Genomic DNA, 25,943 nt, shown 5'->3' on the forward strand with positions numbered 1-25,943 from the left:
CTATTCGCCTCCGCCGTGGCCCTGCCAGGCGCCCTTGAGCGCCACCGTACCGCTGACCGCCACCTGACTGTCGGCGCGCAGCGCAGCACGCAGGCTCAGTCGCTCACCGTCCTGCGCGAGCACCGTCACCGGCAGCACCCTAAAGCCCTGCGCCTCGCGCAGGAACACCACCGCGCCACCGGCATGGCGGCTGACCGCGCTGGCCGGCAGGCTCCAGACCAGGCCCTCCGCGTCAAGCAGACGCTGCACCTTCAGCCACTGCCCAGGCCGCAGGTCCCCGGCCGCCGCTGGCAGCGTCGCGCGCACCGGCAGCGTCTGGGTGCGGCTGCTCGCCGCCCAGCCAACCTGCAGCACCCTGGCCTCGCGGCCATCGGGCAGGCGCAGGCGTTCACCCGGCACCGGTGCCGGCTCGGCGACCGGCCATTGCAGCTCCAGCATCAGCCGGCGCGGGTCGATCAACCGCAGCAGCGGATCGGCCTCGGCCAGGCGCTGCCCGGGCCGGGCCAGACGCTCGACCACCGTGGCCGCGCCCGGCGCGCGCGCCAGGACCCGGCCCTGGCTGGCCTCGGCGACGCTCAGGCCCTGCAGACGCAGGCGCATGCGGACGGCTGCCAACTGGCTCTCGGCCTGTACGGCGGCCTGCTCGCTGGCCTGGGCGCGACGGGCGGCGATGATGCCCTCGCGATGCAGTTGCTGGTCGCGGTCGCGGTCGGCACCCGCCAGCCGCGCCGCCGACTCCGCCTGCACCAACTCGGCGGCGAGTTGCGGGGCCTCGGGGCTGCGCAACTCGGCGAGCACCGCCCCGGCGGCGACCGCCTCGCCCTCGGCCACCGGCAGACGCACCAGCACGCCGGCGGCGGGCGCGGTCACCACCCACTCGGCCTCGGGTGCCGGCACCACCTGCGCCGGCAGCTGCGCGCCAGCAGCTTGGTCGAGCCGCTGCGGGCGCTCCACGCGGATGCCCAGGCTCTGGACCTGCGCGGCGCTGATCGCCAGCGTCTCGGGCGCCGCCCGCGCAGGAGCCGGCAGAGCGAGGCAGAAGCCCAGCAGCAGGCCGCCGGCGTAGCAGGAGATCAGGAAGGGAACGGGAACTCTCACGGCAGCACTCCATGAACCTGGTTGTAGCGGGCGATGGCGCGGGCCCGCGCCAGTCGCGACAGTTGCTGGACACGCCCAGCCTCGGCGGCGCGGACTTCGATTAACAGGCGCTCGACCAGCCCGCTCTCGCCCAGGCCGTAGGCGCGGCGCGCCAGCGCCAGCTCCTGGCTGGCGAGCGCGTAGCGGCTCTCGCTGTCGGCGAGCGCCACCTCGCGCGCATGCAACTCGTGCTCGGCCTCGTGCTGCGCCAGTTCCGCCTCTTGCTGCTGACGGCGGCGCTCGTCGGCGGCGCGTGCCACCTCCAGTTCCAGAGGCGCCAGCCGCGCCTGACGGTGACTGCTGCCACCAAAAGGCAGGCTGAGCTGGGCGGAAAGACTGTCGGTGGTGGCGGCGCCGTCCTGCTGGTCCTGGCGCAGGCCCAGCAGCAGGCGCGGCGCGCCGGCGCCCTCGCGGCGGCCGGCGGCGAGCGCCGCTTCGGCCTGCGTCTCGGCAGCTCGCGCCGCTAGCAAGGGCAGATAGTCGCCGGGCACCGGGGTGACCGGCTCAACCCGTTCGACGGGCAAGGCCGACAGCCCGGTCAGCACTCGCCAGGCGTAGTGACGGTCGGCCAGCACCACCTCGGCCTCGTGCACCGCCGCCTCGCGTTCGCGACGCAGGCCCTCGGCGCCGAGAACCTCGGCCGGCGCGGCGTCGCCGGCGGCGATCCGGGCTCGCACCTCGGCTTCCAGTTGCCGAAACGAATCCAGCTCCGTCTGCGCGAGGCCCAGTCGCGTCTGCGCCTCGCGCAGCTCCCAGTAGCACTCGCGCACCAGCCCTGCGACCTGCCAGCGATGAAGGCGTGTTGCCTCGCCAGCAAGAACACGACTGGCACTGGCCTCGCCGGCCAGCGCCCGGCGCTGACCCGGTCGCCACAGCGGCAACTCAAAGCCGGCCTCAGCCTCGCTGCCCCCCTGGCGGCTCTGCCAGCGATCACTGAGGTAGCGCAACTGGGCGCTAGGGGCGCCGGCCAGCCAGCTGCCGGCGCGCTGTCGGTAAGTGTCGGCCAGCCCGGCCTGCGCGGCGATCTGGGCGGCGCCTGGCGCGCGCACCATCGCTGCCTCCAGCGCAGCGGCCAGGCTCAGGTCTGCATCGGTCTCGATCGCCAGGCGCTCCTCGGCCTGGTGCTCGTCGGGGCTCTGCGCCGTCGTCGGCCCAGCGAGGGCCATCAGCAGGATCAGTAGCGTGCTGGGGAGTCGCCTGGAAAACATGTCTGCCGCTCGGCCAAAGTACGGCGGCTACCCTGGACAATCGCGCCTTGCCGGAGCGTGTCCGGGAGATGAACAGACGTTAATGTGGCGGCCATCATCCGGTCAGGCGCAGGCGCCTAGGCTGCACCGCCATGATCCAGAGTCCAGTCCCAAGGAGACCGTCATGATCGACCTCAAGCCGCGCGGTGCCGCCCTGCGCTACAGCCACGCGGTGCTGGGGCTCGCGGTGCTGCACCAGCTGGTCGGCTCGGAGTGGATGGCCAAGCCCTGGCGCTTCAAGGACGCCAGCGCCTGGCAGATCCAGCTGTTCGAGCTGCACGAATGGACCGGGCTGGCCGCCAGTCTCCTGCTGCTGGTGCTGCTCTGGAGCCTGTGGCGCCGCTACGGCGCCGACAGCCTCGGCCGCTTCCTGCCCTGGCTGGGCGGCGCCGGCCGTGGTGCCCTGGGCGGCGAGCTGCGCGGCCTGCTCGGCGGCCTGCCGCGTCTGCAGGCGCCGGACGCCAGCCAGACTCGCGTGCTGGCCGCCGCCGTCGAAGGCCTGGGCCTGCTGACCCTGCTGTTCTTCGCCGCCACCGGCACCGCCATGTGGCTGCTGGAAGACGATCTGGAGCTGATGCACGAGATCGGCGAGGTTCACGAGTGGGGCGCGCTGCCGCTGAAGCTCTACCTCGCCGGCCATGCCGGCATGGCGCTGGTCCACGAGTGGCGCGGCGAGGGTCTGCTGCGGCGCATGTTCCGCGGCGCCTGAGGCCATGCGCATCCTGGTCGTCGAGGACGACGCCGAGATCGCCGGCTTTCTGCTCAAGGCGCTGCGCGAGGCCGGCCACGTCGCCGAGCACGCGCCCGACGGACGCCAGGGCCTGTTCCTGGCCACCGGCGAGGCCTACGACGCCATCGTGCTCGACCGCCTGCTGCCGAAGATGGACGGCCTGGCGATGCTCGCCGCGCTGCGTGCCACCGGCTCGCGGGTGCCGGTGCTGATCCTCTCCGCGCTCGGCCAGGTCGACGAGCGCATCAAGGGCCTGCGCGCCGGCGGCGACGACTACCTGGTCAAGCCCTTCGCCATCGCCGAGCTGCTGGCGCGGCTGGAGGCGATCACCCGGCGCGGCCTGCTGCCCGCAGCCGAGAGCCGCCTGCGGGTGGCCGACCTCGAACTCGACCGCCTCGCGCATGTGGTCAAGCGCGGCGGCGAGGTGATCGGCCTCAAGCCGCAGGAGTACCGGGTGCTGGAATTCCTGATGCGCCACGCCGGCCAGGTGGTCACCCGCACCATGCTGCTGGAGGGGGTCTGGGACTATCACTTCGACCCGCAGACCAACGTCATCGACGTGCACGTCTCCCGCCTGCGCGCCAAGATCGACCGCGAGCCGCGCCCGGCGCTGATCCATACCCTGCGCGGTGCCGGCTACTGCCTGCGCGAACCCCAGTGAGACTCCGCTTCGGATGAAGTCCCGGCTGTCGACCTCCGCCCGTCTCAGCCTCGCCAACAGCGCCCTGCTGGCGCTCGGCTTCGGCCTGCTGCTGCTGCTCATCATCTGGCTGGCCGACCGGTTCATGGTCAGCCACGTGGAAGAGAGCGTGAACGCCGAGCTGCGCATCCTCCAGGCCGAGGAGTACGTCGACGGCCGGCGCGGCGTCGAGGCATTGATCGAACGGCGGCTGCAGAACGCCTCGCTCAATCACGACCGCCTGTACCGGCTGGAGAGTCCGCAGGGCCTGAAGCTGGCCGGCAACGTCGAAACCTGGCCCGCCAACGCCCGCGTCGCCGAGCGGATTTTTCACCTGCCCAGCCGCAAGTACCCGGGGCGCACCCAGGTCACCGCCAAGTGGAGCCGCCTGAGCGACGGCAGCCGCCTGCTGGTCGGCTTCGACGAGATCGAGATCGCGCAGGTGCGCGCCGACATCCGCCGCGCCGCGCTCTGGGGGTTGGGCGCGATGTTGCTGGTCTCGCTCAGCGCCGGCCTGCTGCTGACCCGTGCCGCGCTGCGCCCGGTGGAAGCAATTCGCGCGGCGGCGCAGAAGATCATCGACGGCGACCTGCGCCACCGGGTGCCGGCACGCCCCGGGGGCGACGAGTTCGACCGCCTGGGCGAGACGCTCAACGCCATGCTCGACCGCATCAACGCCCTGATCGCCTCGGTGCGCGGCGCCACCGACAACATCGCCCACGACCTGCGCTCGCCGCTCACCCGCCACCGCGCGCGGCTGGAGGCGGCGCTGGCCAATCCGCCGCCGGCCGGCGAGCTACCGGCCTGGATCGAACACAACCTCGCCGACCTCGACCAGGTGCTGGCCACCTTCCAGTCGCTGCTGCGCATCGCCACCGTCGAGTCTGGTCTGCTGCGCCAGGAGTTCGAGGCCTGCGACCTGGTGCGCCTGGCGCAGGATGCCGCCGATTTCATCGAACCGCTGGCGGAGGAAAAGCACCAGCGCCTGCACCTGGACCTGCACCCCGGCGCACCGCTGCAGGGCCACCGGCACCTGCTGTTCCAGCTGCTGGTCAACCTGCTCGACAACGCCGTCAAATACAGCCCGGACAGCAGCCTGATCGAGATCTCCGCGCGCGCCGTAGGCGGTGCCTGGGTGCTGGAGGTCAGCGACGCCGGTCCGGGCATTCCGGCCAGCGAGCGCGAGCGGGTGTTCGAGCGTCTGGTGCGGCTGGACGCTTCCCGGCACGAACCCGGCCTGGGACTCGGTCTGTCGCTGGTACGGGCGGTGGTGGTCCTGCACCAGGGCCGCATCGAAGTGCGGGGCCGCCGGCCCGGCACGACGATGCGGGTCTGGCTGCCGGGCGGCTGAGGCTCAGGGCCTGTCACCGCCTCGCGGTGGTCGCTCGTCGGCCAGCCATTCCAGCTCCGCCCACAGCCACTCCGGCGCCAGCAGCGGCGGGTGCGGCGGCAGCTCGGCGAGCAGCGGCTGGTCGTAGCCAAGGCCGGCGGCGCGGCGACGGTCCCAGATCGCGCAGGCGCCGGGCGGATCGGCGTCTTCGTAAAGACGGGTCCAGCCGGCGGCGGCCTGGGCCAGCAGGGCCTCGTAGGTCTCCCGGGTGGCCGGTTCCAGCGCCAGGGCCACCGTCTGCACCGTCGGCCATTCGCTGGCCTCCACGCCGAGCACTGCGGAACGGAGTCCGGGCAGCGCCGCCAGCCGCGACTGCGCCAGGGCGCCCGCAACGGCCGCCTCGGCGCGCAGGCGCAAACGCAGGTAGAGGCGCATGGGCAGCGTCTAGCGGCGCTTCAGCGCGTCGGCCAAGGCCGCGCCCAGCGAACCCTGTGGCGCCGGCGCGGCACGCGGCGGCTTGCTGCCACGCGCTGGCGGCGCGCCACGGCCGCGCGCGTCGCCTCTGGCCTCGGCGGCGGCCGGCGTGCGGCTGCTGGCGCTGCCGTCGTCCTTCTTCATCGACAGCGCGATGCGCTGGCGCTTCAAGTCCACTTCCACCACCCGCACCTTGACGATCTGGCCGGCCTTGACCACCTCGTGCGGGTTCTTCACGAATTTGTCGGCGAGCTGCGAGACGTGCACCAGGCCGTCCTGATGCACGCCGATGTCGACGAAGGCCCCGAACGCGGCGACGTTGGTGACCGTGCCTTCCAGCACCATGCCCGGCAGCAGGTCCTTCAGTTCATTGATGCCTTCGGCGAACTGCGCGGTGCGGAATTCCGGGCGCGGATCGCGGCCGGGCTTTTCCAGCTCCAGCAGGATGTCGCGCACCGTCGGCAGGCCGAAGCGCTCGTCGGCGAACTGGCGCGCGTCGAGCTGCTTGAGCGCGGCGCTGTCGCCCATCAGCGACTTCAGCTCGCGGCCGCAGGCAGCGACGATGCGCTGGGCGACCGCGTAGGCCTCGGGGTGCACGCTGGAGGCATCGAGCGGCTCGACGCCGTCGCGGATGCGCAGGAAGCCGGCACACTGCTCGAAGGTCTTCGGACCCAGGCGCGAGACGTTCAGCAACTGCTGGCGGCTCTGGAAGGCGCCGTGCTGGTCGCGGTGAAACACGATCGACTCGGCCAGCGAGCTGCCGAGGCCGGAGACCCGCGCCAGCAGCGAGGCGGAGGCGGTGTTGAGATCGACGCCGACCGCGTTCACCGCGTCTTCCACCACCGCGTCCAGCGACTTCGCCAGCCGGTACTGATCGACATCGTGCTGGTACTGGCCGACGCCGATCGACTTCGGGTCGATCTTCACCAGCTCGGCCAAGGGGTCTTGCAGGCGGCGGGCGATGGACACCGCACCGCGCAGCGAGACATCGAGCTGCGGGAATTCCGTCGCCGCCAGCTCCGAGGCCGAGTACACCGAGGCGCCGGCCTCGCTCACCACCACCGCGCGCGGCCGTGGCTCGGGCAGCGCCGGCAGCAGCTCGGCGACCAGCTTCTCGGTCTCGCGGCTGGCAGTGCCGTTGCCGATGGCGATCAACTGCACGCCGTGCAACTTGATGAGCCGCGCCAGCTCGGCCTGCGCGCCGCGTACGTCGTTGCGCGGCTGGAAGGGATAGACGGTGGCGGTTTCCAGCAGCTTGCCGGTGCCGTCGACCACCGCCGCCTTCACGCCGGTGCGGATGCCGGGGTCCAGACCCAGCGTGCTGCGCGAACCGGCGGGCGCGGCCAGCAGCAGGTCCTTGAGGTTGCGCGCGAACACCTCGATGGCCTCGGCCTCGGCGCGGGCACGCAGCTCCATCATCAGATCGACGGTGAGGCTCAGCGACAGCTTCACCCGCCAGCACCAGCGCGCCACCTCCTGCAGCCAGGCCTCGGCGGCGCCGGCTTCGGGGCGGATCTGGTGCTGCTCGGCGATCATCCGCTCCACCGGCTTGATCGGCGCCGGATCGTCGGCGTCAATCTCCAGATCCAGCATCAGGATTTCTTCGTTGCGGCCACGCATCATGGCCAGCGCGCGGTGGCCGGCGACCCGCGCCCAGGGCTCGGCGTGGTCGAAGTAGTCGGAATACTTGGCACCTGCCTCGGCCTTGCCCTCCATCAGCCGCGAGCGCAGCACGCCACGCTCGCGCAAATACTGGCGCAGGCGGCCGAGCAGTACAGCGTCCTCGGCGAAGCGCTCGCTCAAGATGTCGCGCGCGCCTTCCAGCGCCGCCTTCACGTCGGCCACCTCGCCCTGCACAAAAGCGGCGGCGGCTTCCGCCGGCAGCTGCTGGCGGTCGCGGTAGAGCAGGTCCGCCAGCGGCTCCAGGCCGCGCTCGCGGGCGATCTCGGCACGGGTGCGGCGCTTGGGCTTGTAGGGCAGGTAGAGGTCTTCGACTTCGGCCTTGCTGCCGGCGGCGAGCAGTTGCGCTTCCAGCGCCTCGCTGAGCTTGCCCTGACCCCGGATCGACTCGATCACCGCCGCGCGGCGGTCTTCCAGCTCGCGCAGATAGCCCAGGCGCTCTTCCAGCCGGCGCAACTGGGTGTCGTCGAGGCCACCGGTGATCTCCTTGCGGTAGCGGGCGATGAAGGGCACGGTCGCGCCCTCGTCGAGCAGCGCCACCGCCGCCTCCACCTGCCTGGGCTGGGCCGCGATCTCGCTGGCGATGGTGCGGAGAATCTGGTTGCGAACGTCGGCGGCAGCGGTCATCGGGCGGCGGGGCGGAATCTCGGGCGGCCGGCGACGATACGGGCTGGCCGCCGCGAATCCAAGCGGCGGCGGCTACCAGTCGATGGTCACTTCGACCGCATCGCTGTAGGTGCCCGGCGCCGGCGAAAGCTGCGGCGGGATGTAGCCGTAGACGGTCAGCAGGCCGTTGGCGGGCGCGATGGGCGCGACGGTCGCGCCCAGGCCGTCGCCCCAGAGCTGGCGGTGCGCCGGGTCGGTGTAGAGGTTGTAGGGCAAGCCCCCGGCTGGTCCCTGCAAACGGCGCTGGCCGGCCTCAGCGGCGCCCTGGCCGGGGCCGAGGCTCACCCGCAGCCCGCCGCCGGCAGCGGCGGCGGCGCAGTCGAGCAGTACCAGGCCCTGCGCCTCGGCGCCCCGCCGGGGCAGGTCCCAGAGCATGCCGAAGGCCACCGGCCGGGCTTCGACCCGGCAGGCCAGCACCGGCCGCGGCAAGCCCAGCACGCCGGTGGCGGCGGCCAGCAACAGAACAGATCGGATGCGCGGCATGAATTACTCGCTCAGGCAGGTCAGGCGGCCGAGATGGCTGTAGGTCTCGCGGCCGTCGGGGAGTTGTAGACGCAGCCCGCAGGGGCGGCTGCCACCGGCTTCCAGCCGGTATTCGCCCGGCTCAAGGTCTTGCAGGTAGAGGTAACCGCCCTCGCCGCTGGCGGTGTTCACCGGGGCGTCCTCGCCGCGCCGCAGCACCAGCGGCGCGAACTCCACCGCGCTGCCGTCTTCGCGTTGCAGGGTGCCCTCGTAGAGACGCAGACGCCGGGGCCGGAACACCAGCCGCTGGCCGCCGCCCTCGGCCAGGGTCAGCGGCAGACTGGCCTCGGGCAGATCGGTGCCGATCGGCAGATCGGTCGGCAACAGCACCGTCAGGCGATGGTCGAGGTAGGGCGTGAGGTCGGAAATGCTGACGCCACGGTCCGCCCCGGTGCGGCCGATGCGGCGGCCGTCGGCGTAAATCTCGGCGCCCGGCAGTCCCTCCACCTCAACGCTGACAAAGCTGCCGCGCACCGGCTGGCCGAGATCGAAGCCGCCGTCGTGGAGCAGCAGGCTGCCGGCGATCAACGCCCGGCTGCTGTCGCCCTGGGTGGCGTCCTGCTGCCGCGACAGTAGGCCTGTGAATGCCGGCTGTCGCCAGTCCAGATCGGCGGACAGGCGGCTGGCGGCAGCGGCGCTGTCGGGTTCGTAGCGGCTCGCTTCCAGTCGGTAGCCGGCACCGGTGTAGCCGCTCACCGGCGCGCTCAGGCGCGCGCTCAGATTGCGCCCCGTCTCGTTCTGGTCATAACCCAACTGCGTGTACGGCCCGCGCCGCCACTGGGTGGAAAAGGTCAGCAGCAGCCGTGGCTCGCGCTCGCGCGGGTCGTACTGCAACTGCGCAGACAGGGAGCCGAGCCGGCCAAGGCGGCTACCCAGGTTGAGGCCGTAGCGCTCGAACAGACCCTGGTTGTCGCGCCCGCGCAGGTAGCTGAGCGTGCCGTAAAGGGCGCCGGCGCTGGCGCCGAGCCGGTTTGCCCACAGCCAGCGGGCGTCCCCGACGACCTGACCGGGCGCACCATAGAAGCCGGCGCTCTGGCGGCTGTAGTTGGAATCCACGCTGAAGCGCTGGCGCGCGTAGCGATAGCCCAGGCGGGTGGAGGTTCCGAGCGCATCCGGATCGCCGCCCCAAAACTGCCCGGCACCGATCTGGCCCCAGCGGCCCAGCGCATAGTCGGCCTCGCCGCCGAACAGGCCCAGGTGCTCGCCAGCCGCAGCCTGATAGCCGAGGGTGAGTTGCTCGCTCCAGCCCCAGCGGTGGTTGGCCAGCAAAGCGGGGCGGCGGTCGTAGCGGTCACCGCCAGCGCTGCGGGCGACGCCGAGGCTGTAGCTGAACTGGCTCTCGCCACTCTTGAGCAGGTTGTTGCCGAGAAAATACGGCAGCGCCAGTACCCGCCGCTGGCCGAAGGCATCGAGGATCTCGATGCGGGCATTGCCCGCCAGACCGGCCTGCACCGGCAGGTTCTGCAAGCTGAATGGGCCGGCCGGCAGCAGGGTGCTGGAGACCTTGCGGTCATCGACATAGACCTCGACGGTGGACGGAGTGTCGAGCACGCCGACGTAGTCCAGTCCCGGTGCCCGCTGCACCAGCGGCTGGTAGCCGAAGTTACGGCTCCATTGCAGGCCGAGCAGGCTGGCGCCGCCGGCCACCGAGCCGCCGCCGCTGATGTCGCCCAGGCTCAGAGTCGCCAGGCGTTCGGGAAAGTCGCGTTGCAGACTGCTGTACTGCCGGCTCAGCCGGCCATCGGCAAGCTGCGCCGTGCTGCGCGCCAGCCAGCGGCCGGCGCGCAGGCCCAGTTCCAGCGGAACGCGGGTCTCGAACTCGCCGTCGGCGTCGAAGCGGCTGAGATCGAGCCCGTAGTTGAGGTAGGACGAACGCGGGAAGTGGGCCGCCGGGCTGGTCCGGCCATAGCCGAGATCCATCTGCTGGGCCGGCAGCCGGGTCGGGTCCACTTGCAAGCGCAGTTCGCCCTCGGCCACCCGCAGCTCGCCACGCAGGCTTGGCGCCAGGGTCGCCAGCGGAAGGCAGTCGTCGGGCGCGGCTGGCGGCAGCAGGCCGGCCGGCAGTTGCAGGGCGGCGATGCTGGCGGCGTCCAGACAGGGCGCGCCATCGCGGGCCGGCAGCAGTTGCACCCCGCGCTCCTCGCCGTTGACCCAGACCCGCAGCGGCAGGTAGTCGGCCGCAGCCGCAGCGGGGGCCGAGGCCTCAGCGGACGTCGGTGCCGCATTGCCCATGTGGTTGGGAGGTGTGGGCGCTGCCATCAGCGGCACCGAGCCGGCACTCCGCGCCGAGGCCTGCCTCGCCTGAGGATTGGCCGCGCGAACGGGGACGTTGGCGGTCGAAGGGTCGGCGGTCGCAATGACGGCGGCGGGTGCCATCGGCGTCGGGATCGGCAACGCAGCAGGACTCTCATACGAGCCGGGCACCGTCGTTCGCGGGGCGGCGGCCGGCACAGGGCCCGGCGTCGACGGCCCGCGTGCCGGCCCTATCCAGAACAGCAGTAGCCCCAGCGCCGCCAGCAGGGCGAGCGCCAGCGCGGCCCGGATCACCGACCAGCGCATCTCAGCGCCGGGCGCCGCAGACCGGCGCCGCCGGCCCGGTGGACTGCCGCTGCTCATCCTGCACCTGGGCGATCACCCGGATCTGGCTGGCCTTGGCGCAGAACTCCGGGGTCAGCTCTACCGAAAAGCCAAGGCTGGCGCCGGCCAGCACGTACCAGCCCGAGGCCTTGAGTTCGGCCTGGCTCTGACCGCTGGCGTCGAGTGCCTGGTAGACCACCTCGGACAGCCGCAGGCGGCTGTTGCCGCGATTGCTGATCGGTGCACTCAGGCGCGGCGCACCCCCGCCTGCGCTTATCGCGAGGGGCGCGGCGACCGACCAGTCACGGCGCGGCTGCACCGGCAGCAGCCAGACCGGCAGGCGCAGGCGCAGCAGCACGCCGACCCCGTTGGCAAGGCCCTGGTCCAGCGGTAGCTCGCGGAGGGTGAGACGGTAGGCCAGCTCGGTATCGCCATTGCCGGGGGCACCGGGCAGGCGGCCGACCCGCAGCACCTGGTCCTTGCCAGGCGCGATCTGGAATAGCTTGGGGTAGAGCACGAAGTCGCGCGACTCGGTTTCGGCGTCGCGGCCTTCGGCATCCTGGGTCCAGCGCACCAGCGAGGCTTGCATGCTGACCTCGTGGTCGCCGTCGTTGCTGACCCGCAGCTCGGCAGTCTGCTGGCCCGGTTTCAGCTCGATGCCGGGCGGCGAAATACTGATGCCAGCCTGGGCCAGCGGCGCCAGCAGGGCCAGGGTCAGGAGAGCGGGAGCAAGTGCTTTCATGCGGTGATCCGGGTCGAAGAAGTGCCTGCGGCCAGAGGTAGCTGGGGCTCAATAAGAGATGCTGATGGTTAGGAGGTCGTGGTAGTCGCCCGGCCGCGCGCCGCGCGGCATCTGCGGCAGACGGGCCCAGACCGGGATCGCCTGCTCGCCGCCGGTGCCGACGCCGGTCAGAGGCGTACCCGGAACCGCACCCTGGCCGTCGCTCCAGGGCTGCTGGCCGGCGGCGTCTTGGTAGAGCTCGTAGGGCAGGAATGCGCTGCCGTCGCCGTTGTGCACCAGCCGACGTTGCTGGGCCGCGGAGTTCTGGCCGGCGTCCAGCCCCAGACGGAACGGCTGCCCGGCCGGCAGGCGCAGCATGAAGGTCTGTGACTGCAGCCTGGCGCCGCCTTGCAGTACGCCAAGATCGAGCTGAGGCGGCACCACCACCAGCGGCTCCTGGAACTGGCCGCTGACCGGCACCAGCACCACGGGCGGCTGGGCCGCGCGGCCGGGCCCGGCCAGCAGCAGGGCCAGCAAGCCAAGACCGAGACCGGTACGGGGCGCGAACGTCAGCATCGCCGTCGCCAAGGCTCAGTAGCTGATGGTCATGGTCAGCGTGTCGCTGTAGTTGCCGCTGGGATCGCCCACCCCCGGGACTACCCCGAAGGCAACCGCGGTGTAGGGGAACTCCGAGGAGACCCCATTGCCGGTTCCTGAAAACGGGCTGGCCAACAGGGTGCCCCCCAGTCCGGCATCACCCCAGATGGCTCCGGGATCGCCACCCGCGTTGGGCAGCAGGACCGTATAAAGCGAGAAGGCGCCGTTCGGACCCGCGAGGCGCCGACGATTCGGGCTGGCCGCGCTGAAGTTCAGGCCGGCATCCAGGCCAACGCGATAGTTCACCTGGCTGGAGCAGTCGACTACCAGCTTGCGGGAGACGATGACCGTTTTGCCCGTAGTCATGCGTGGCAACTCGCCGAACTCGATCGGCTGGGTGCCGGCGGTACAGCTTTCGATGAAGCGGGCACTCACCGGCACGGTGGTGGCCTTGGTCTCGGCCAGCGCAGCGCTGGCCAGCGTTAGGCTGAAACCTGCGGCCAGAACGGGGCGAAGCAGCATGGTGGGCTCCAGTGGGCGGGGTGGCTGGGGCAAGGCGATCGCAGTCGCCTCAGTACTCGAGCGTCATGGTCAGGGTGTCGGTGAACTGGCCGTTGGCGTTGCCGTTGCCCGCAACTACGCCGAAGGCCACGGCGGTGAAGGCGTACTCCGAAATCACGCCGTTGCCGGTGCGCAGGAACGGCGCGCCCGCGCTCAAGGTGTTGCCAAGTCCGTTGTCGCCCCAAATCGACCCGCCGCCACCGCTGGCCGGCAGCAGCACGGTGTAGAGCGAGTAGGCCCCGTTGGGGCCGGCCAGACGACGGTTCTCGGGGGTTGCGGCGTCGTAGTGCAGCCCGGCGTCCAGGCCGACGCGGTAGACCACGCGCTCGGAGCAGTCGACGACCAGCTTGCCCTGCAGAATGATCGTCTTGTTCATGCTCATCCGCTTGAGCTCACCGAAGTCGAGCGCGGGTGCGCTGACCGAGCAGTTCTCGTTGAAGCGGGCACGCACATCCAGAGTGGCGGTCTTGCTCTCGGCGTGTGCGGCGCCGGCCACGCCGAGCGATAAAGCGAGGGCAAGGCAGCGTGGGTGGATAGTCATGGAATAGCTCCGGCTGATTTGACGGGGAGGGAGGCAGATTCAGTAGCTGAGGGTGACGGTGACGGCGTCGCGGTAGTCGCCGGCGGCCACCGGACCGCTGGCACGCAGCCGGGCATGGATCAGCACCTGCCCATTGGCCGGTACCCGGCCGGCCAGCACGCCGCCGCTGACCTGGCCGCTGCCATCGGCAAGCGGCTGCTCGCAGGCGGCGTCCTGGCAAAGCTCGTAGGGCAGGAATTCCGTACCGTTCTGCACGTTGACCAGCCGCCGAAGGCCGGCGCGCGGCGCAGTCCCGGCGTCGATGGCGAGCTGGTAGGGCGTGCCTTGTGGCAAGCCAATGGACAGCGCGTGCTCGATCACTGTCGCGTCCGGCGCCGGCCCCAGAACCCGGAATCGCAGCCCGCTGACCTGGATGCCGTAACGCTCCAGGAACTGCGCGGCGAGCTGGAGTGTGGTGCCGTCGCTGACGGCCTGCGCCTGAGCCGTCCAGAGCACACTGCCGAGCAGCAAGACCGCGACTGGAAAACGCTTGAGATGGAACATGGGCCGCTCCGGTGGCTACTCGAACGCGTCCAGGAAATCGACCGTGATTTCGATGCTGTCGCGCAAAGCCGCGCGGTCGAGCCCCTCCGGGGTGTACACGCCCTCGCTGACGATGGCGATGTCGAAACTGCGTGCCAGGCCCTCGGGCGACGATGAATACGGATCCTCCGGGACGATGACAGCATTGGCGACGCCGCTGCCCCAGACCTGCCCGCCCGCAGGTTCGCCCGGCCGGTAGAGGCGGTAGCGGGCATAGGCACCATCGGCGCTCGCCATGCGGCGGAAGCCGGGTTCCGCCGGGTTGTAGTTCAAGCCGTCATCCACCATGACCCGCCGCCGGTAGCCCAGCAGTTGGCATTGCAGCCGCAGCCGGGCGGTGCGGCTGATCGTTTGCCCGCGCGCGCGTTGCAGCACGCCGAAATCCACCGGATCAATGCCGACGTTGCAGCGTTGCGGCATGTCGGCATGGACCCGCAGGGCCGTCGTCAGGGTCTCGGCACCAGCTTCGGCGGACCACAGCAAGGTAGTCGCGACCACAAGGCCGAAAAGGCGGGTGGAGCGGATTCGCAGGGGCATGACCAGCTCCAGGTTCAATAGGCCAGGGTGATGGTGACCAGATCGTTGTACTCACCGGGCGCGTAGTTGCTGTTGATGCCCCCCCCACCGAGGCCCGGGGTTTCACCGGAGAGTTCGATTTTCTGCACCGCGCCGGTGCCGCTCTGGCTCAAGGGTGGAAGGTCGATCGTGTCGCCCATGCCCCGGTCACCGACGAACTGGATGGGTCCGTTGGTATAGGCCCTTAGGGAGTAGAAGAGGTGCTTGCCGTGCGGCCCTTGCATGCGGCGGGAAAAAAAATTTTGGTCAAATGCGAGCCCGCCATCAAAGGCCACCCGGTAGGGCTGCCCCGCCGGGCAAAGCACCTCCAGTGTCGCGGGCACTGCGGGTCTGGGCGCACCGCCCGTGAACAGGACGTACGGGAAGTACAGCGTGCCCTTCAGCTGCAGCTGGCAGCCAGGCTCGACGCGGGCGGTCACGGCGAAGCTCGCCGTGGCTTCGGCAGCCAGCGCCGGGCCGCAGGAGCCAGCAAGCAGCAGGCCCGCGAGGCCGGAGCGCAGCAGGAGAGGCACGGAGCGCATGCGGGATCGGGGCCTGGGCTCAGTAGAAAATTGTCACCACCAGCTGATCCTCAAAGCTGCCCTTGGGCAGGCTGTTCAGCGGCTGCTTGAGTGCGAGGTAGGTCTGGTGGGTCCAGGAGGCACCGACATAGCTCTCCGAGGTTTGTCCGAAGACGTTGCTCTCGCCCAGCTCCGGGCCGTTGCCGGCGTCGGCATAGAGGCCGTACTGGATGAACTGGCCTTCGGCCGAGGCCATGCGACGGCCGGTCTCGGCGCTGTAGTGCAGGCCGGTGTTGACGGTGTAGAAGTGCGAGATCTCGTCGGATAGACAGCTCACCGTGATCCTGGCGCCGGGGATGCGCGCCAAGCTGGCCGGGTTCAGGCCGAAGTCCGCGTTGCCGTCTATCCGGACGCTGCAGGCGCCCTGATTAACCTCGGCCACCACCGTCATCGTGGCACTGTCGGCGGCGAGGGCCGTGTTCTCATTGAGAACTGAAAGGCCGAGGACCAGGGTCATCAGATACCGGCGAACGGAATAGCGGGACATAGATGCTCCGATGGGCGAGGTTCAGTAATGGATGGTCATGACGATCTGGTCGACATACCGGCCGGCCGGAAACTCCCGGCGCGGGTTGTTTCGGTAGTCGATGTCGCCGTAAATCAGGGCGGTCTGCGGGTCACCCGTGCCGGTGCCCGGGTAGGGCTGAGCGCCAGGCACGGTGTTGCCGAAGCCGGCGTCGCCCCAGGGCATGGGAAACGCGTTGGGGCCGTCCTGCTTGTTGAGGTAGTAGGCAATGGCGTCGCCGTTGGCGTTGAACATGCGGCGCAGGCCCAGGGCGGCGTCGTAGTGCTGGCCGGCATCCATGGTCACCTGGTAGGCGACGCCAGCCGGGCAGACGATGGTGAGCGTCGACTGCGCACTGCGAAGGTCGCCCGGGGCGAGCTGGCCAAAGCTCAGGCCGGGGGTGGCGACGCTGCAGGCCGCCGTGACATTGGCGCTGACCGCCAGATTGCTTCTGACGCTGGCCGCCAGGGCCGGCCCCTGGACTGCTATCAGCAGGAGGCCCATCAGCACGCGCGGGTGGTGCCGACCGCCGCGGCATGGCAGGAGCTGGGCGACCATCGTCGGCATCAGTAGTTGATGGTCACCAGCACTTGGTCGCTGTAGGCGCCGGGTGCCACGACCAGATCGTTGTTCGACGACACCGCAATGCGGCCGAACACGGGGATGTTCTGCGCCGCGCCGGTACCGGTGAAGGCCAGCGAACTGCCGGTGTTGTAGGTGCGCGCGAAGTCGTTGTCGCCCCACTGGCCGGAGGCTTCGGCGTTCTTGAAGATGTGATAACGCAGCTTGCCGCCGTTGCCATCGACCATCGACCGCAAGCTGCGTGCGGCGTCATAGTGCTGGCCGGCGTCCATGGTGACGCTGTAGGCCAGGTTGGCGGTGCAGGTCACCGTCAGTGTGGTGCTGACATCGGTCTGCGCCTTGGGATTGACGTTGCCAAAGGCCAGATTGCCGGCCGCGATGCTGCAGGACGAGGGCACCGTGGCGCTCACCGCCATCAGGGCCGAGACCGTGGCGGCTTGGACGGTCCCGGCGCTCAAGGCCAGGACGGTCGCCACGACGGCGTGTTGCGATTTGCTGTGCATGGACTGCGCTCCCCGAGGATCGCGCCGTTGGCGGCGCGGTTTCGATGGCAGGCAGTGTTGGACACGAGGGCGCGACGGCGCTTCACCAGACCCCGTGAGTTTTTCGCAGCGGCGTGCCCTGACTGCGCATCGCATCACGCCAGGGGCAGGCGGCGGCGGCCGATTCGAGCCCTCGAATGCGCTGGCGGCGGGCCCGCAAGTCGGCGATGTGGGTAGCGCCTGGCCGTGGCGCGCGGGACGCGCCTCGACGCCGCCTAAGGTGTGTCATCAATTGCCTGGTCACTGCGGCCGAAGGCTGTTTTGGGGCAGTGCAAGGAAGGCAGGGAGGGGGATAGTGGTTCTATTTCCCTCTCTGGCTGACGCCGCAATGCCCCAAAACAGTCCTGCGCCGACACGGTGTTTGCGCAGCAAGGGGTGCGGGAGACGCCGGTGGGGCTCGCTCCCGCACCCGCCTCGCGCGCTCGGGCACCGTGTCGCGAGCCCGCCCCGAAGGGTTGCGGCCAAAACCGCGCATTGCGTCGTTGCGAGACTTGCACAGGTTCCAACCTGCGCTACGTCTCGCGCCTCGCACTGCGCGGTTTTGACTCGCAACGCAGCGAGCAGGTCATTGATGACACACCCTAGGGCAGCGGGGCGGCACCGCTGGCGATGGCCCGAGCAGCCAGGGACAGCGGATGGTTCTGGCCCCGGCAGCGGGCGCGGGTCTCGGCGACCGCAACCCATTCCCGACGGGCGCGCTCGGGCTCGCCATCCCGTGCCGCGAACCGGGCCGCGAGTTCGGCAAACGCGCCTTCGGCCTCGCTGTGCGGCGTCAGCTGCGCCAGCACCGCCGGGCGCAGCCGGTGTGCTTCAGCAAAGCGCGCGCGGGCGTCGTCGGGATCGCCGGCATCCAGAGCTGCCAGACCGCCCCAGCACACGGCCAGAAACCGCCAGGCCTCGGTCTTCGGCACCCAGTCCGGAACATGGCCATAGGCCTGCGCGAACAGGGCCGCCGCTGCCGCCGGCTGACCGGCAAGGGCCAGTACCCGGGCCCGGAAAATCTCCAGGAAGTAGCCGTTGTCCTGCAGCAGGTCGGGATTGCCAGCCAGGCCTTCGAGCGCGGTGGCGGTGGCCGTCAGCGCTGCGAGCCGGTCCCCGATCTCGGCATAGGCCAGGCCGTTGAACGCCTGCACGAACAGGTGATCCGGATGGCCAGGCTGGACATGTCGCAGCATCGCGGCCTCGGCGGCCGGGGCCAGTCGGCGAACCCGGTCGGCATGACCCAGGTAGGCCTCGCCAAGCACCTGGGTGGCGCGCTGAAAGCCGGATTCCGGCCGGCCGGCGGCGGCCAGCGCGGCGGGGTCCAGCGCGCGGGCCAGCACCGGCGCCGCCTCCAGGAACAGACCCTGGCGGCCGAGGGCGTCAGCCAGCAGGCTATCGAGCCAGTACTGCCGTTCCGGCGGCAAGCGGGGATGGCGTTCCCGGTAGTGTTGCAGGCGCTCCTGCGACTGCCGCAGCGCCCCCATGCGCTGCTCGACCACGCTCAGTCCGGCCAGCACCCCCACCTCCTCGGCACTGCCGGCGCCGTGGACCTGCGCGGCCAGTTGCAAGGCCCGCTGCCAGGGATAGTCGCCCATCGGCCGCGAACTGCTGCCGGTGCCGATAGTGGCGATGGCGGTGGTGGCGGCGCGGGGGTCGATGTCCAGGATCGAGCGGGCCAGGTCGGCGGCGCGCTGGGTCTCGGCGAAGGCCGCCCGGAAATCCTGCAGGTCGGCCAGAGCATTGCCGAGCGTGGCGTGCAATTGCGCCGCGACACCGGGGTCGTCTGCCAGCTTGCGGGGGATGCGGGCGGCGGCCTGCGCCAGCAGGCTCTGCACCGTCAGGCTGGGCACATGATTGCGCTCGTCGACCACCGGGCTGAACAGGTCGTGGCCCAGAAAGTTGCTGACCCGCTCAGCCCGCCGCTGCGCCTGCTCGGCCTCCCGCCGCTCGTGCACCGCCGCCCGGTACTGCCAGAGGCTCAGCGCCAGGCCCAGCGCCAAGGAGGCAGCCACTGCCCAGAGAGCGCGGCGGCGTTGGCGCAGCCGCCCTAGCTCCTCGGCGTCGGCGGCGGCCTGCTGCAGGCGCTGCGCGGCCTCGGCTTGCTGGGCGCGCTCGGCGCGGCGGGCATCGAGCTGGCGCAGCCGACGGGCCAGTTCCAGGGCGTCGGCCAGGCGATGCCCGGGGTTGCCGTCGGCGGCGGCGGCGATGTCCTCTCGCAGCAGCGGGTCTTCGACGTCGCGCTCCCAGCCGGGCGACAGTGGCTTCTTGAAGTCGCCGACCACCAGTTGGTAGAGCAGCACACCGAGTGCGTAGTTGTCGCTGCGGACACTCGGCGGCTGACCGGCCAGCACTTCCGGTGCGAAATACAGCGGCGTGCCGCTGGTGGCGTCGGCTGCTGCCTGGGTGAGCCCCATACGGGTGATGCCCAGGGCGTCGAACGCGGCGGTGGAGAGCACTGTGCCACTGCCGAAATCGGCGAGCAGCAGGCGTGGCGCATTGGCGCTGCCGCTGACCAGCACGTTGCCGGGTTTGAGATCCTTGTGCAGCACGCCGACGCCATGGGCAGCGCTGACCGCCTCGGCGATCTGCGCCGCCAGCTCCAGGCGCAGCGCCAACGGCAACCGCCCGAGCCCGCCAAGGGCCTCGGCCCAGTCGGCCAGCGATCCCAGCGGCAGATATGGCAGCTCGATGAAGAACGGCGGCTGCTGCAGGTTCCAATCCAGCACCGGCGCGACCGCCGCCGACTCGCCCAGCGCCTGCCGCAGCAGGCGGTTGAGGCTGATCTCGCGCTTGAGGCTGCCGAGGGCGCTCTCGTCGAGAGCGAACTTCAGCACCCGCTGCTCCCCGCCCGGATCATCTTCGATTCGCCAAATCTCTCCCCGGCCGCCGGATTCCAGATGTTCGACCAGCCGCCAGTTCGGCCGCAGCGGCGGCGCGTCGCCAGCCTTGAGGCCGAGGCTGGGCGCCTGCGGCGGGTTGGGTGCCAGATGGTCCACCCGCACCTCGGCGACCAGCCGGTAGCCGTAGCCGTGCACGGTGCGGATCGCCTCGGCCCCGGGTTCACCCAGCACCTCGCGCAGGCGGCTCACCGCTTTGGCCAGCACGCTGTCGCTGAGAATGCGGCCGGGCCAGACCGCGTCCAGGATCTCGTCCTTGGTCACCACCTCGCCGGCATGGCGGAGCAGGAAGCGCAGCACCTCCAGCGGCTTGCGCTCGATGTCCACGGCGACCCCGGCCACGCTCAGCTGCAGGCTGGCTTCGTCCAGCAGGCAGTCGTTGAAGCTCCAGCGCAAGGCGCCGGCGGTTTCCTGATCCATGTGACGAATGGAGGCGGAGTGATTGCGGCCGGCCGGGGCCGGGGGGAGATCGATTGTAGGGCCGGATCGCCTTGTGCCAGGGTCGGCACTGGATCATGACCGGGAAAGATCGCGACCGATGGCGGCGTGATCGCGGCGGTTCGCGATTCTCCGCAAGTTTCAAGTTTTGGTCAGGACTGCCGCGCCGGCTTCGCGGCTAATGCCAGCCTGCCCGCACTGCCGGGTTCGTCGCCAAGCCGAGGCCGCCCATGACCACCAGCGCCATCACCCCCAGCCGCCGTGGCGACTCCCGCCGCGCCCAGCGCCGCAGCCTGCTACGGCTGCGGCAGATGAGCTGCCTGCCGCTGCCGGCCGAGGCTCTGCTGCCGGAGGCGCTGTCCTGCCTGCACGAGCTGGTGCCCTCGCATGCCAATGTGTTTTTCTGGCAGGACGCCCGGGGCGAGGTGGTACGGATCTTCGATGAGCGTCCGATCAGCCCGGAACTGGGCCGCCTGTACGCCGAAAACTTCTACAAATCACGGGAACTGGAGGTGTTCGTCGGCTGGGCCGCCGCCCGCAGTTCGCGCCAGGCGGTGGACTTTGACCGCCTGCTGACGGTCAGCCGCAGCCAGTACGAGCAGTCGGCCTTCCATCAGGAATGGATGCGGCGCATCGACTTTCACCACGGCCTGCACCTGCCGGTCTGGCAGGGCGAACGCTGCCTGGGCATCCTGCAGCTGCACCGCGCGCCGCGCGACCCGCGCTTCAACGACCGCGAGCGCGAGCTGCTCCAGCTCGCCACCCCCTATCTCGCCCACTGCCTGGGCCGGCCGGATGCCGGCCCGGTGGAATGGCTGCCGCCCGAGGACGACAGCCGTCGCGGCAATCTGATCATTGATGCCGAGGGCCGGCTGCTGTTTGCCTCCGGCAACGCCCGCCGCCTGCTCGGACTCGCCACCACTCCGACCCTGCGCGCCAAGCCGGCGCCGCCGCGCGACCTGCTTGGCGAGCTGGCGCGGCGGCTGCGGCTGTGCAGCCAGGGTGCGCCCTCACCGCCGCCCGGACTGAGCCTGGACGGCGCCTACGGCCGCTTCGAGCTGCGCGCCGAGCAGCTCGACGCCGATGTCGGCGAGTCAGCCGCGATCAGCGTCCGCATCGACTGGCTGGAGCCGCTACCACTGCGCCTGAGCCGGCGCATCCAGGCACTGGAACTGCCCAGCCGCCAGGCCGAGGTGGGCCTGGCGCTGGCGCTGGGCGAGTCACTGCCGGACATGGCCCGGCGCCTGAATCTGAGCGAAAACACCGTCAACTCCCACGCCAAGGCGGTGTACCAGCGGCTAGAGGTGAACAGCCGCACCGGCCTGCTCAGACGCCTGGCCTTCGCTTGAGGCCGGGCGGCAGGCGCCGGCACTGAGGCCTTCATGGGCCGGCGCTGCTGGCGAGATGGCTGAATAGCAGCGGCACCGGTCTGCACGCCCTGGGCCACGCCGTGCATCCGGCGGGGGGTGGCTGTGATCGCCCCAGGCCGCGCGCGCAACGACGGCGTGCCTACACTGAGCCATGAGCGCTCTCGCCGCCCCCCCACCGCGCCAGCTCCTGGCCGCCGCAGGCCGCCGCTGGCTGCTGAGGCTGGCCGCCAGCCTGGGCGTGCATGACCCCGGCCGGCCGGCCGAATGGGGCTTGCGGCTGTTGCTGCTACCGCCGGAGGCCCGGCGGCCGTTGCCGGCGCCGCTGGCACGCGCGCTGGCCTGGCTGGAGGCGACCGCCGCGCGCGGGCTGGCGGTACCGGCGCCGGGTCGCTGGCGCGACTGGTGCGCGGCGCTGCTGCTGTCGCGACCGATGCCGGAATTCCGGCCGCCATTGCCCGGCACCTGGCGGCCGGCCTTCCTGGCCCCGGCCTACTGGCTGGCGGAACCCTGGTTGCATCCCCTGCTGTGGCCGCTGCGGCGACTGCGGGCGGCGCTGGACCGTCTCGACTACCGCGCCGGCAGCGCCCGGCTGGAACACTGGGCGCAGGCGCTGGAGTCGCACCGGCACCGGCGTCTGAGGCTGTGGCTGCTGGCGCTGAGCCTGCCGCTGGCCTTCCTGGCGATCAGCACGCCGCTGGATCTGCCGCGCCAGTTCCTGTTCCTGGCCCTGCTGTGGGGCGCGGCGATGCTGGTGCGGCGGATGCCCGGCGATGTGCCGACGCTGATCCTGGTCGGCCTGTCGCTGATCGCCTCCGGCCGCTACATCTGGTGGCGGCTGAGCAGCACGCTCGACCTCGAAGGCCCGCTGGCGCATGTGCTCGGCTACGGCCTGGTGGTGGCGGAGATGTACACCTGGCTGATCCTGCTGCTGGGCTATGTGCAGAACGTCTGGCCGCTCAAGCGCCAGCCGGCGCTGCTGCCCGCCGACAGCCGTGGCTGGCCGACGGTGGATGTCTACATCCCCAGCTACAACGAGCCGCTGAAGGTGGTGAAGCCGACGGTGCTGGCCGCCGCCAATCTCGACTGGCCGGCCGACAAGCTGAAGATCTATCTGCTCGACGACGGCCGCCGCGAGGAGTTCCGCGCCTTCGCCGCCGAGGCCGGCGTCGAGTACCTGATCCGCCCGGACAACCGCCACGCCAAGGCCGGCAACCTCAACCACGCGCTGACCCGCACGCAGGGCGAGTACATCGCCATCTTCGACTGCGACCACATCCCCACCCGCTCCTTCCTGCAACTGACGCTTGGCTGGTTTCTGCGCGACCGCCGCTGCGCGATGCTGCAGACGCCGCACCACTTCTTCTCGCCCGACCCCTTCGAGCGCAATCTCGACACCTTCCGCCGGGTGCCCAACGAGGGCAGCTTGTTCTACGGCCTGGTGCAGGACGGCAACGATCTCTGGAACGCCGCCTTCTTCTGCGGCTCCTGCGCGGTGCTGCGGCGCACCGCGCTGGAGGAGGTCGGCGGCATCGCCGTGGAGACCGTCACCGAGGACGCCCACACGGCGCTGAAGATGCACCGGCGCGGCTGGACCACCGCCTACCTCAATCTGCCGCAGGCGGCGGGGCTGGCCACCGAGTCGCTGTCGGCGCACGTCGGCCAGCGCATCCGCTGGGCGCGCGGCATGGCGCAGATCTTCCGGGTGGACAATCCGCTGTTCGGGCCGGGCCTCAACCTGTTCCAGCGGCTCTGCTATTCCAACGCGATGCTGCATTTCTTCCACGGCCTGCCGCGCCTGGTGTTTCTCACCGCGCCGCTCAGCTACCTGTTCTTCGAGGCGCACGTCATCACCACCTCGGCGCCGATGCTGCTGGCCTACGCGCTGCCGCACCTGATGCAGGCCGGCCTCGCCAATTCGCGCATCCAGGGCCACTACCGGCATTCCTTCTGGGCCGAGGCCTACGAGACCGTGCTGGCCTGGTACATCGCGCTGCCCACCACGCTGGCGCTGATCGCGCCGCGCATCGGCAAGTTCAATGTCACGGTGAAGGGCGGCCTGGTCGAGCGCGCCTATTTCGACTGGCGCATCGCCGCGCCGTTCATGGCGCTCGCCCTGCTCAATATCGCCGGCCTGGTGGTCGGCCTGCTGCGGCTGTTCTGGTGGAACCCCGAGGACGCCGGCACGGTGCTCATCAACCTCGCCTGGACGCTCTACAACCTGGTGATGGTCGGCACCGCGCTGGGGGTCTGCGCCGAGGCCCGGCAGGTGCGGCTGACGCCGCGCATCCGCATGTGGCTGCCGGCGGCAATCCGGCTCGGCGACGGCCCCAGCCAGCGCTGCGAGGTGCGCGACTACTCGCTCAACGGCCTGGGCCTGTCGCTGGACAGCGAGCTGCCACTGGAAACCGGCACCGCGATCACCGTGAGCCTGTTCCACCGTGGCGGGCAGTACGACTTTCCGGCGCGGGTGAGCGAGTGGAGCGCGCCGCGCCTGGGCCTGCGGTTCGAGCCGCTGAGCCTGCGACAAGAGCGCGACCTGATCGAATGCACCTTCGGCCGCGCCGACGCCTGGCTGCAATGGCTGCCGCCGGACACCAGCGACCGGCCGGTGGCGAGCATGCTGGAGGTGCTGCACTTCGGCCTGCGCGGTTTCTGGTATTTCCTGCGCAACTTCGGCCACGCCGCGCTGGTCTGGCGGCGACCGGTCACCGCGCCCGGAGCGGATACGGCGCAACTGCAAGCCACGGGAGGCGGCTAGAGCGATGGGCGTCTGGAGCTATTACTTCTTCCTCAAGCTCTTCCTGTACCTGGGGAAGTTCATCGGCTTTCAGGTCTGGCCCAACCTGGGCTTCGCGCTGGCCCTGGCCTGGCCGCTGGAACGGCGCTGGCTCAAGGTGCTGCGCCAGGTGCTGGCGGTGCCAACCGGCCTGGTCCTGCTCTACCACGACTCCTGGCTGCCGCCGTTCCAGCGCCTGATCAGCCAGGCCGGTTATCTCCAGCAGTTCAGCTTCGCCTATCTGCTGGAACTGCTGGGCCGCTTCGTAAACCCGCTGGCCCTGCTCGGGCTGGGGCTGCTGTTCGCGGTCTGGTGGCTGCTGGGGCAGCGCCTGCGGATGGGCACTTTTGCCGTGCTCGGCATCCTGCTGGTGCCCCTGAGTCAGCAACTGGGCCAGTCACTGAACCTGCGGCTGGCGCCGTCGGCGACCGCGACCGCCGCGCCTGCCGTGGCCGGCGCCAGCGTCGGCGCGGCGGCGGCCGAGACGGCGGTGACCGACACCCGCCCGGCCGACAGCGCCGAGCTGAACAGCGCGCTGGAGGACTTCTACCGCCGCGAGGCCGGCCGCCAGCTCAAACTCAATGCCCCGGCCAGCCCGGCGCCGGCCTTCGATGTGATCTTTCTGCACATCTGCTCGCTGGCCTGGGACGACATGGACTATGTCGGCGAGGGCAAGCCGGCGCTGCTGGACCGCTTCGACATCCGCTTCAGCAACTACAGCACCGCCGCCAGCTACAGCGGCCCGGCGGCGATCCGGCTGCTGCGCTCGGGCTGCGGCCAGACCAGCCATGCCGCGCTCTACAAGCCGGCCGCGCCCGAGTGCTATCTGTTCAACGCGCTCGGACAGGCTGGCTACCAGCCGCAGTTGCTGATGAACCACGACGGCCACTTCGGCGACTTTCTCGGCGATCTGCGCGAGGGCGGCGGGCTGAAGGTGCCGGCGATCGACAACCGCTCGGCGCCGGTGAAGATGCGGGCCTTCGACGACTCGCCGGTGTACGGCGATCTCGCCCTGCTTTCGAGCTGGCTGGCGCAGCGCCCGGCGGAGGGGCCGCCGGTGGCGCTCTACTACAACACCGTCAGCCTGCACGACGGCAACAAGCTGGTGGGCGCGCCCAAGAGCGGGGTTCGCGACAGTTTCCGCCAGCGCCTGCAATTGCTGTTCAGCGATGTCGGCCAGTTCCTCGACCAGCTCCAGGCCTCCGGCCGCAAGGCGGTGGTGGTGCTGGTGCCCGAGCACGGTGCGGCGGTACGCGGCGACCGCATGCAGATTTCCGGCCTGCGCGAGATCCCCAGCCCCGCCATCGCCCTGGCGCCGGTGGCGGTGAAGCTGATCGGCCTCGCCGCGCCGCCCCAGGACGGACCGCTGACGGTCAGCGCGCCGACCAGCCTGTTCGGCCTGAGCAGCCTGGTGGCGCGGTTCATCGAGCGCAGCCCCTACGGCACCGAGCCGCCGCTGCTGGCCGACTACCTGCGCGAGCTGCCGCAGACCGAGTTCGTCGCCGAGAACGACGCCACCGTGGTGATGCGTCTGCGTGGCAACTACTACCTGCGCAACCCCGACCAGAGCTGGGCCGAGTACAGCACCGAGCCCTGAAGTTTTTGTACAAGCACAGATTTCACTGAGGAAACTGATTGGTGGTGACGCCCAGCTAGATCCTCATGCCCGCG

The 25,943-nt window shown here is 70.6% G+C and carries 23 protein-coding genes; 6 read left to right on the plus strand and 17 right to left on the minus strand.

Annotated elements, in window-relative coordinates; all coding sequences use genetic code 11:
- Positions 1-1,098 (minus strand): efflux RND transporter periplasmic adaptor subunit, encoded by a 1,098-nt coding sequence (locus ED208_RS03710; protein WP_199720494.1) that lies wholly within the window; start codon positions 1,096-1,098, stop codon positions 1-3.
- The gene (locus ED208_RS03715) at positions 1,095-2,345 is read right to left on the minus strand and encodes a TolC family protein (RefSeq protein ID WP_123210494.1); all 1,251 of its coding nucleotides are present in this window, start codon (positions 2,343-2,345) and stop codon (positions 1,095-1,097) included. The genes ED208_RS03710 and ED208_RS03715 overlap by 4 nt, the downstream gene beginning before the upstream one ends.
- A 163-nt stretch (positions 2,346-2,508) precedes the next feature.
- Here ED208_RS03715 and ED208_RS03720 point away from each other — a divergent pair, with 163 nt between their 5' ends.
- From ED208_RS03720 to ED208_RS03730, 3 genes are read left to right on the plus strand one after another with little or no spacing between them, the layout of a single operon-like run.
- Positions 2,509-3,093, plus strand: a complete 585-nt coding sequence (locus ED208_RS03720; protein WP_158608415.1) for a cytochrome b/b6 domain-containing protein — start codon at positions 2,509-2,511, stop codon at positions 3,091-3,093.
- 4 nt (positions 3,094-3,097) lie between these two features.
- Positions 3,098-3,775 carry a response regulator transcription factor gene (locus tag ED208_RS03725; protein WP_123210496.1) on the plus strand — a complete coding sequence of 226 codons (678 nt, stop codon included), beginning with the start codon at positions 3,098-3,100 and terminating at the stop codon, positions 3,773-3,775.
- Positions 3,776-3,788: 13 nt separating this feature from the next.
- A complete protein-coding gene (locus tag ED208_RS03730) occupies positions 3,789-5,144 on the plus strand; it encodes a sensor histidine kinase (protein WP_123210497.1) in 1,356 nt (451 codons plus the stop codon).
- 3 nt (positions 5,145-5,147) lie between these two features.
- On the opposite strand, the gene ED208_RS03735 is transcribed toward ED208_RS03730, so the two are convergent.
- From ED208_RS03735 to ED208_RS03805, 15 genes are all read right to left on the minus strand, one after another.
- On the minus strand, positions 5,148-5,558 hold the full coding sequence (locus ED208_RS03735; protein ID WP_123210498.1) for a hypothetical protein: 411 nt from the start codon (positions 5,556-5,558) through the stop codon (positions 5,148-5,150).
- 9 nt (positions 5,559-5,567) lie between these two features.
- Entirely contained in the window at positions 5,568-7,904 is a 2,337-nt protein-coding gene (locus ED208_RS03740) for a Tex family protein (RefSeq protein WP_123210499.1), read from the minus strand.
- Between the two features lie 72 nt (positions 7,905-7,976).
- Positions 7,977-8,426, minus strand: coding sequence for a Csu type fimbrial protein (locus ED208_RS03745; RefSeq protein ID WP_123210500.1), 450 nt, complete (start codon positions 8,424-8,426; stop codon positions 7,977-7,979).
- A gap of 3 nt (positions 8,427-8,429) precedes the next feature.
- Positions 8,430-11,024 (minus strand): fimbria/pilus outer membrane usher protein, encoded by a 2,595-nt coding sequence (locus tag ED208_RS03750; protein ID WP_158608416.1) that lies wholly within the window; start codon positions 11,022-11,024, stop codon positions 8,430-8,432.
- Between the two features lies 1 nt (position 11,025).
- On the minus strand, positions 11,026-11,784 hold the full coding sequence (locus tag ED208_RS03755; RefSeq protein ID WP_123210502.1) for a fimbrial biogenesis chaperone: 759 nt from the start codon (positions 11,782-11,784) through the stop codon (positions 11,026-11,028).
- Positions 11,785-11,832: 48 nt separating this feature from the next.
- Positions 11,833-12,339: a Csu type fimbrial protein gene (locus ED208_RS03760; protein WP_123210503.1), complete on the minus strand. Its 507-nt coding sequence runs from the start codon at positions 12,337-12,339 to the stop codon at positions 11,833-11,835.
- Positions 12,340-12,354: 15 nt separating this feature from the next.
- Complete coding sequence (locus tag ED208_RS03765) at positions 12,355-12,882, minus strand: spore coat protein U domain-containing protein (RefSeq protein WP_123210504.1); 528 nt, start codon at positions 12,880-12,882, stop codon at positions 12,355-12,357.
- A 49-nt stretch (positions 12,883-12,931) separates the two neighbouring features.
- Positions 12,932-13,462 carry a Csu type fimbrial protein gene (locus tag ED208_RS03770; protein WP_123210505.1) on the minus strand — a complete coding sequence of 177 codons (531 nt, stop codon included), beginning with the start codon at positions 13,460-13,462 and terminating at the stop codon, positions 12,932-12,934.
- A gap of 39 nt (positions 13,463-13,501) precedes the next feature.
- Positions 13,502-14,005 (minus strand): spore coat protein U domain-containing protein, encoded by a 504-nt coding sequence (locus ED208_RS03775; protein WP_123210506.1) that lies wholly within the window; start codon positions 14,003-14,005, stop codon positions 13,502-13,504.
- A 15-nt stretch (positions 14,006-14,020) separates the two neighbouring features.
- On the minus strand, positions 14,021-14,599 hold the full coding sequence (locus tag ED208_RS03780) for a spore coat protein U domain-containing protein (RefSeq protein ID WP_123210507.1): 579 nt from the start codon (positions 14,597-14,599) through the stop codon (positions 14,021-14,023).
- The gene (locus ED208_RS03785) at positions 14,596-15,141 is read right to left on the minus strand and encodes a Csu type fimbrial protein (RefSeq protein WP_123210508.1); all 546 of its coding nucleotides are present in this window, start codon (positions 15,139-15,141) and stop codon (positions 14,596-14,598) included. The genes ED208_RS03780 and ED208_RS03785 overlap by 4 nt, the downstream gene beginning before the upstream one ends.
- A 19-nt stretch (positions 15,142-15,160) precedes the next feature.
- Positions 15,161-15,667: a spore coat protein U domain-containing protein gene (locus ED208_RS03790; RefSeq protein WP_123210509.1), complete on the minus strand. Its 507-nt coding sequence runs from the start codon at positions 15,665-15,667 to the stop codon at positions 15,161-15,163.
- A gap of 21 nt (positions 15,668-15,688) precedes the next feature.
- Positions 15,689-16,189: a Csu type fimbrial protein gene (locus tag ED208_RS03795; RefSeq protein ID WP_158608417.1), complete on the minus strand. Its 501-nt coding sequence runs from the start codon at positions 16,187-16,189 to the stop codon at positions 15,689-15,691.
- A gap of 62 nt (positions 16,190-16,251) precedes the next feature.
- Positions 16,252-16,770 (minus strand): Csu type fimbrial protein, encoded by a 519-nt coding sequence (locus ED208_RS03800; protein WP_158608418.1) that lies wholly within the window; start codon positions 16,768-16,770, stop codon positions 16,252-16,254.
- Between the two features lie 620 nt (positions 16,771-17,390).
- Positions 17,391-20,108: a protein kinase domain-containing protein gene (locus ED208_RS03805; protein WP_123210512.1), complete on the minus strand. Its 2,718-nt coding sequence runs from the start codon at positions 20,106-20,108 to the stop codon at positions 17,391-17,393.
- 248 nt (positions 20,109-20,356) lie between these two features.
- On the opposite strand from ED208_RS03805, the gene ED208_RS03810 reads away from it, so the two are divergent.
- The 3 genes from ED208_RS03810 to bcsG all read left to right on the plus strand — a co-directional run bounded on the left by ED208_RS03810 (position 20,357) and on the right by bcsG (position 25,869).
- The gene (locus tag ED208_RS03810; protein ID WP_123210513.1) at positions 20,357-21,475 is read left to right on the plus strand and encodes a LuxR C-terminal-related transcriptional regulator; all 1,119 of its coding nucleotides are present in this window, start codon (positions 20,357-20,359) and stop codon (positions 21,473-21,475) included.
- A gap of 172 nt (positions 21,476-21,647) precedes the next feature.
- A complete protein-coding gene (gene bcsA / locus ED208_RS03815; RefSeq protein ID WP_123210514.1) occupies positions 21,648-24,254 on the plus strand; it encodes a UDP-forming cellulose synthase catalytic subunit in 2,607 nt (868 codons plus the stop codon).
- A gap of 4 nt (positions 24,255-24,258) precedes the next feature.
- Positions 24,259-25,869: a cellulose biosynthesis protein BcsG gene (gene bcsG / locus ED208_RS03820; RefSeq protein ID WP_123210515.1), complete on the plus strand. Its 1,611-nt coding sequence runs from the start codon at positions 24,259-24,261 to the stop codon at positions 25,867-25,869.
- Positions 25,870-25,943: the final 74 nt, after the last annotated feature.

It is taken from the genome of Stagnimonas aquatica, from assembly GCF_003730135.1.
Lineage (GTDB): Bacteria > Pseudomonadota > Gammaproteobacteria > Nevskiales > Nevskiaceae > Stagnimonas > Stagnimonas aquatica.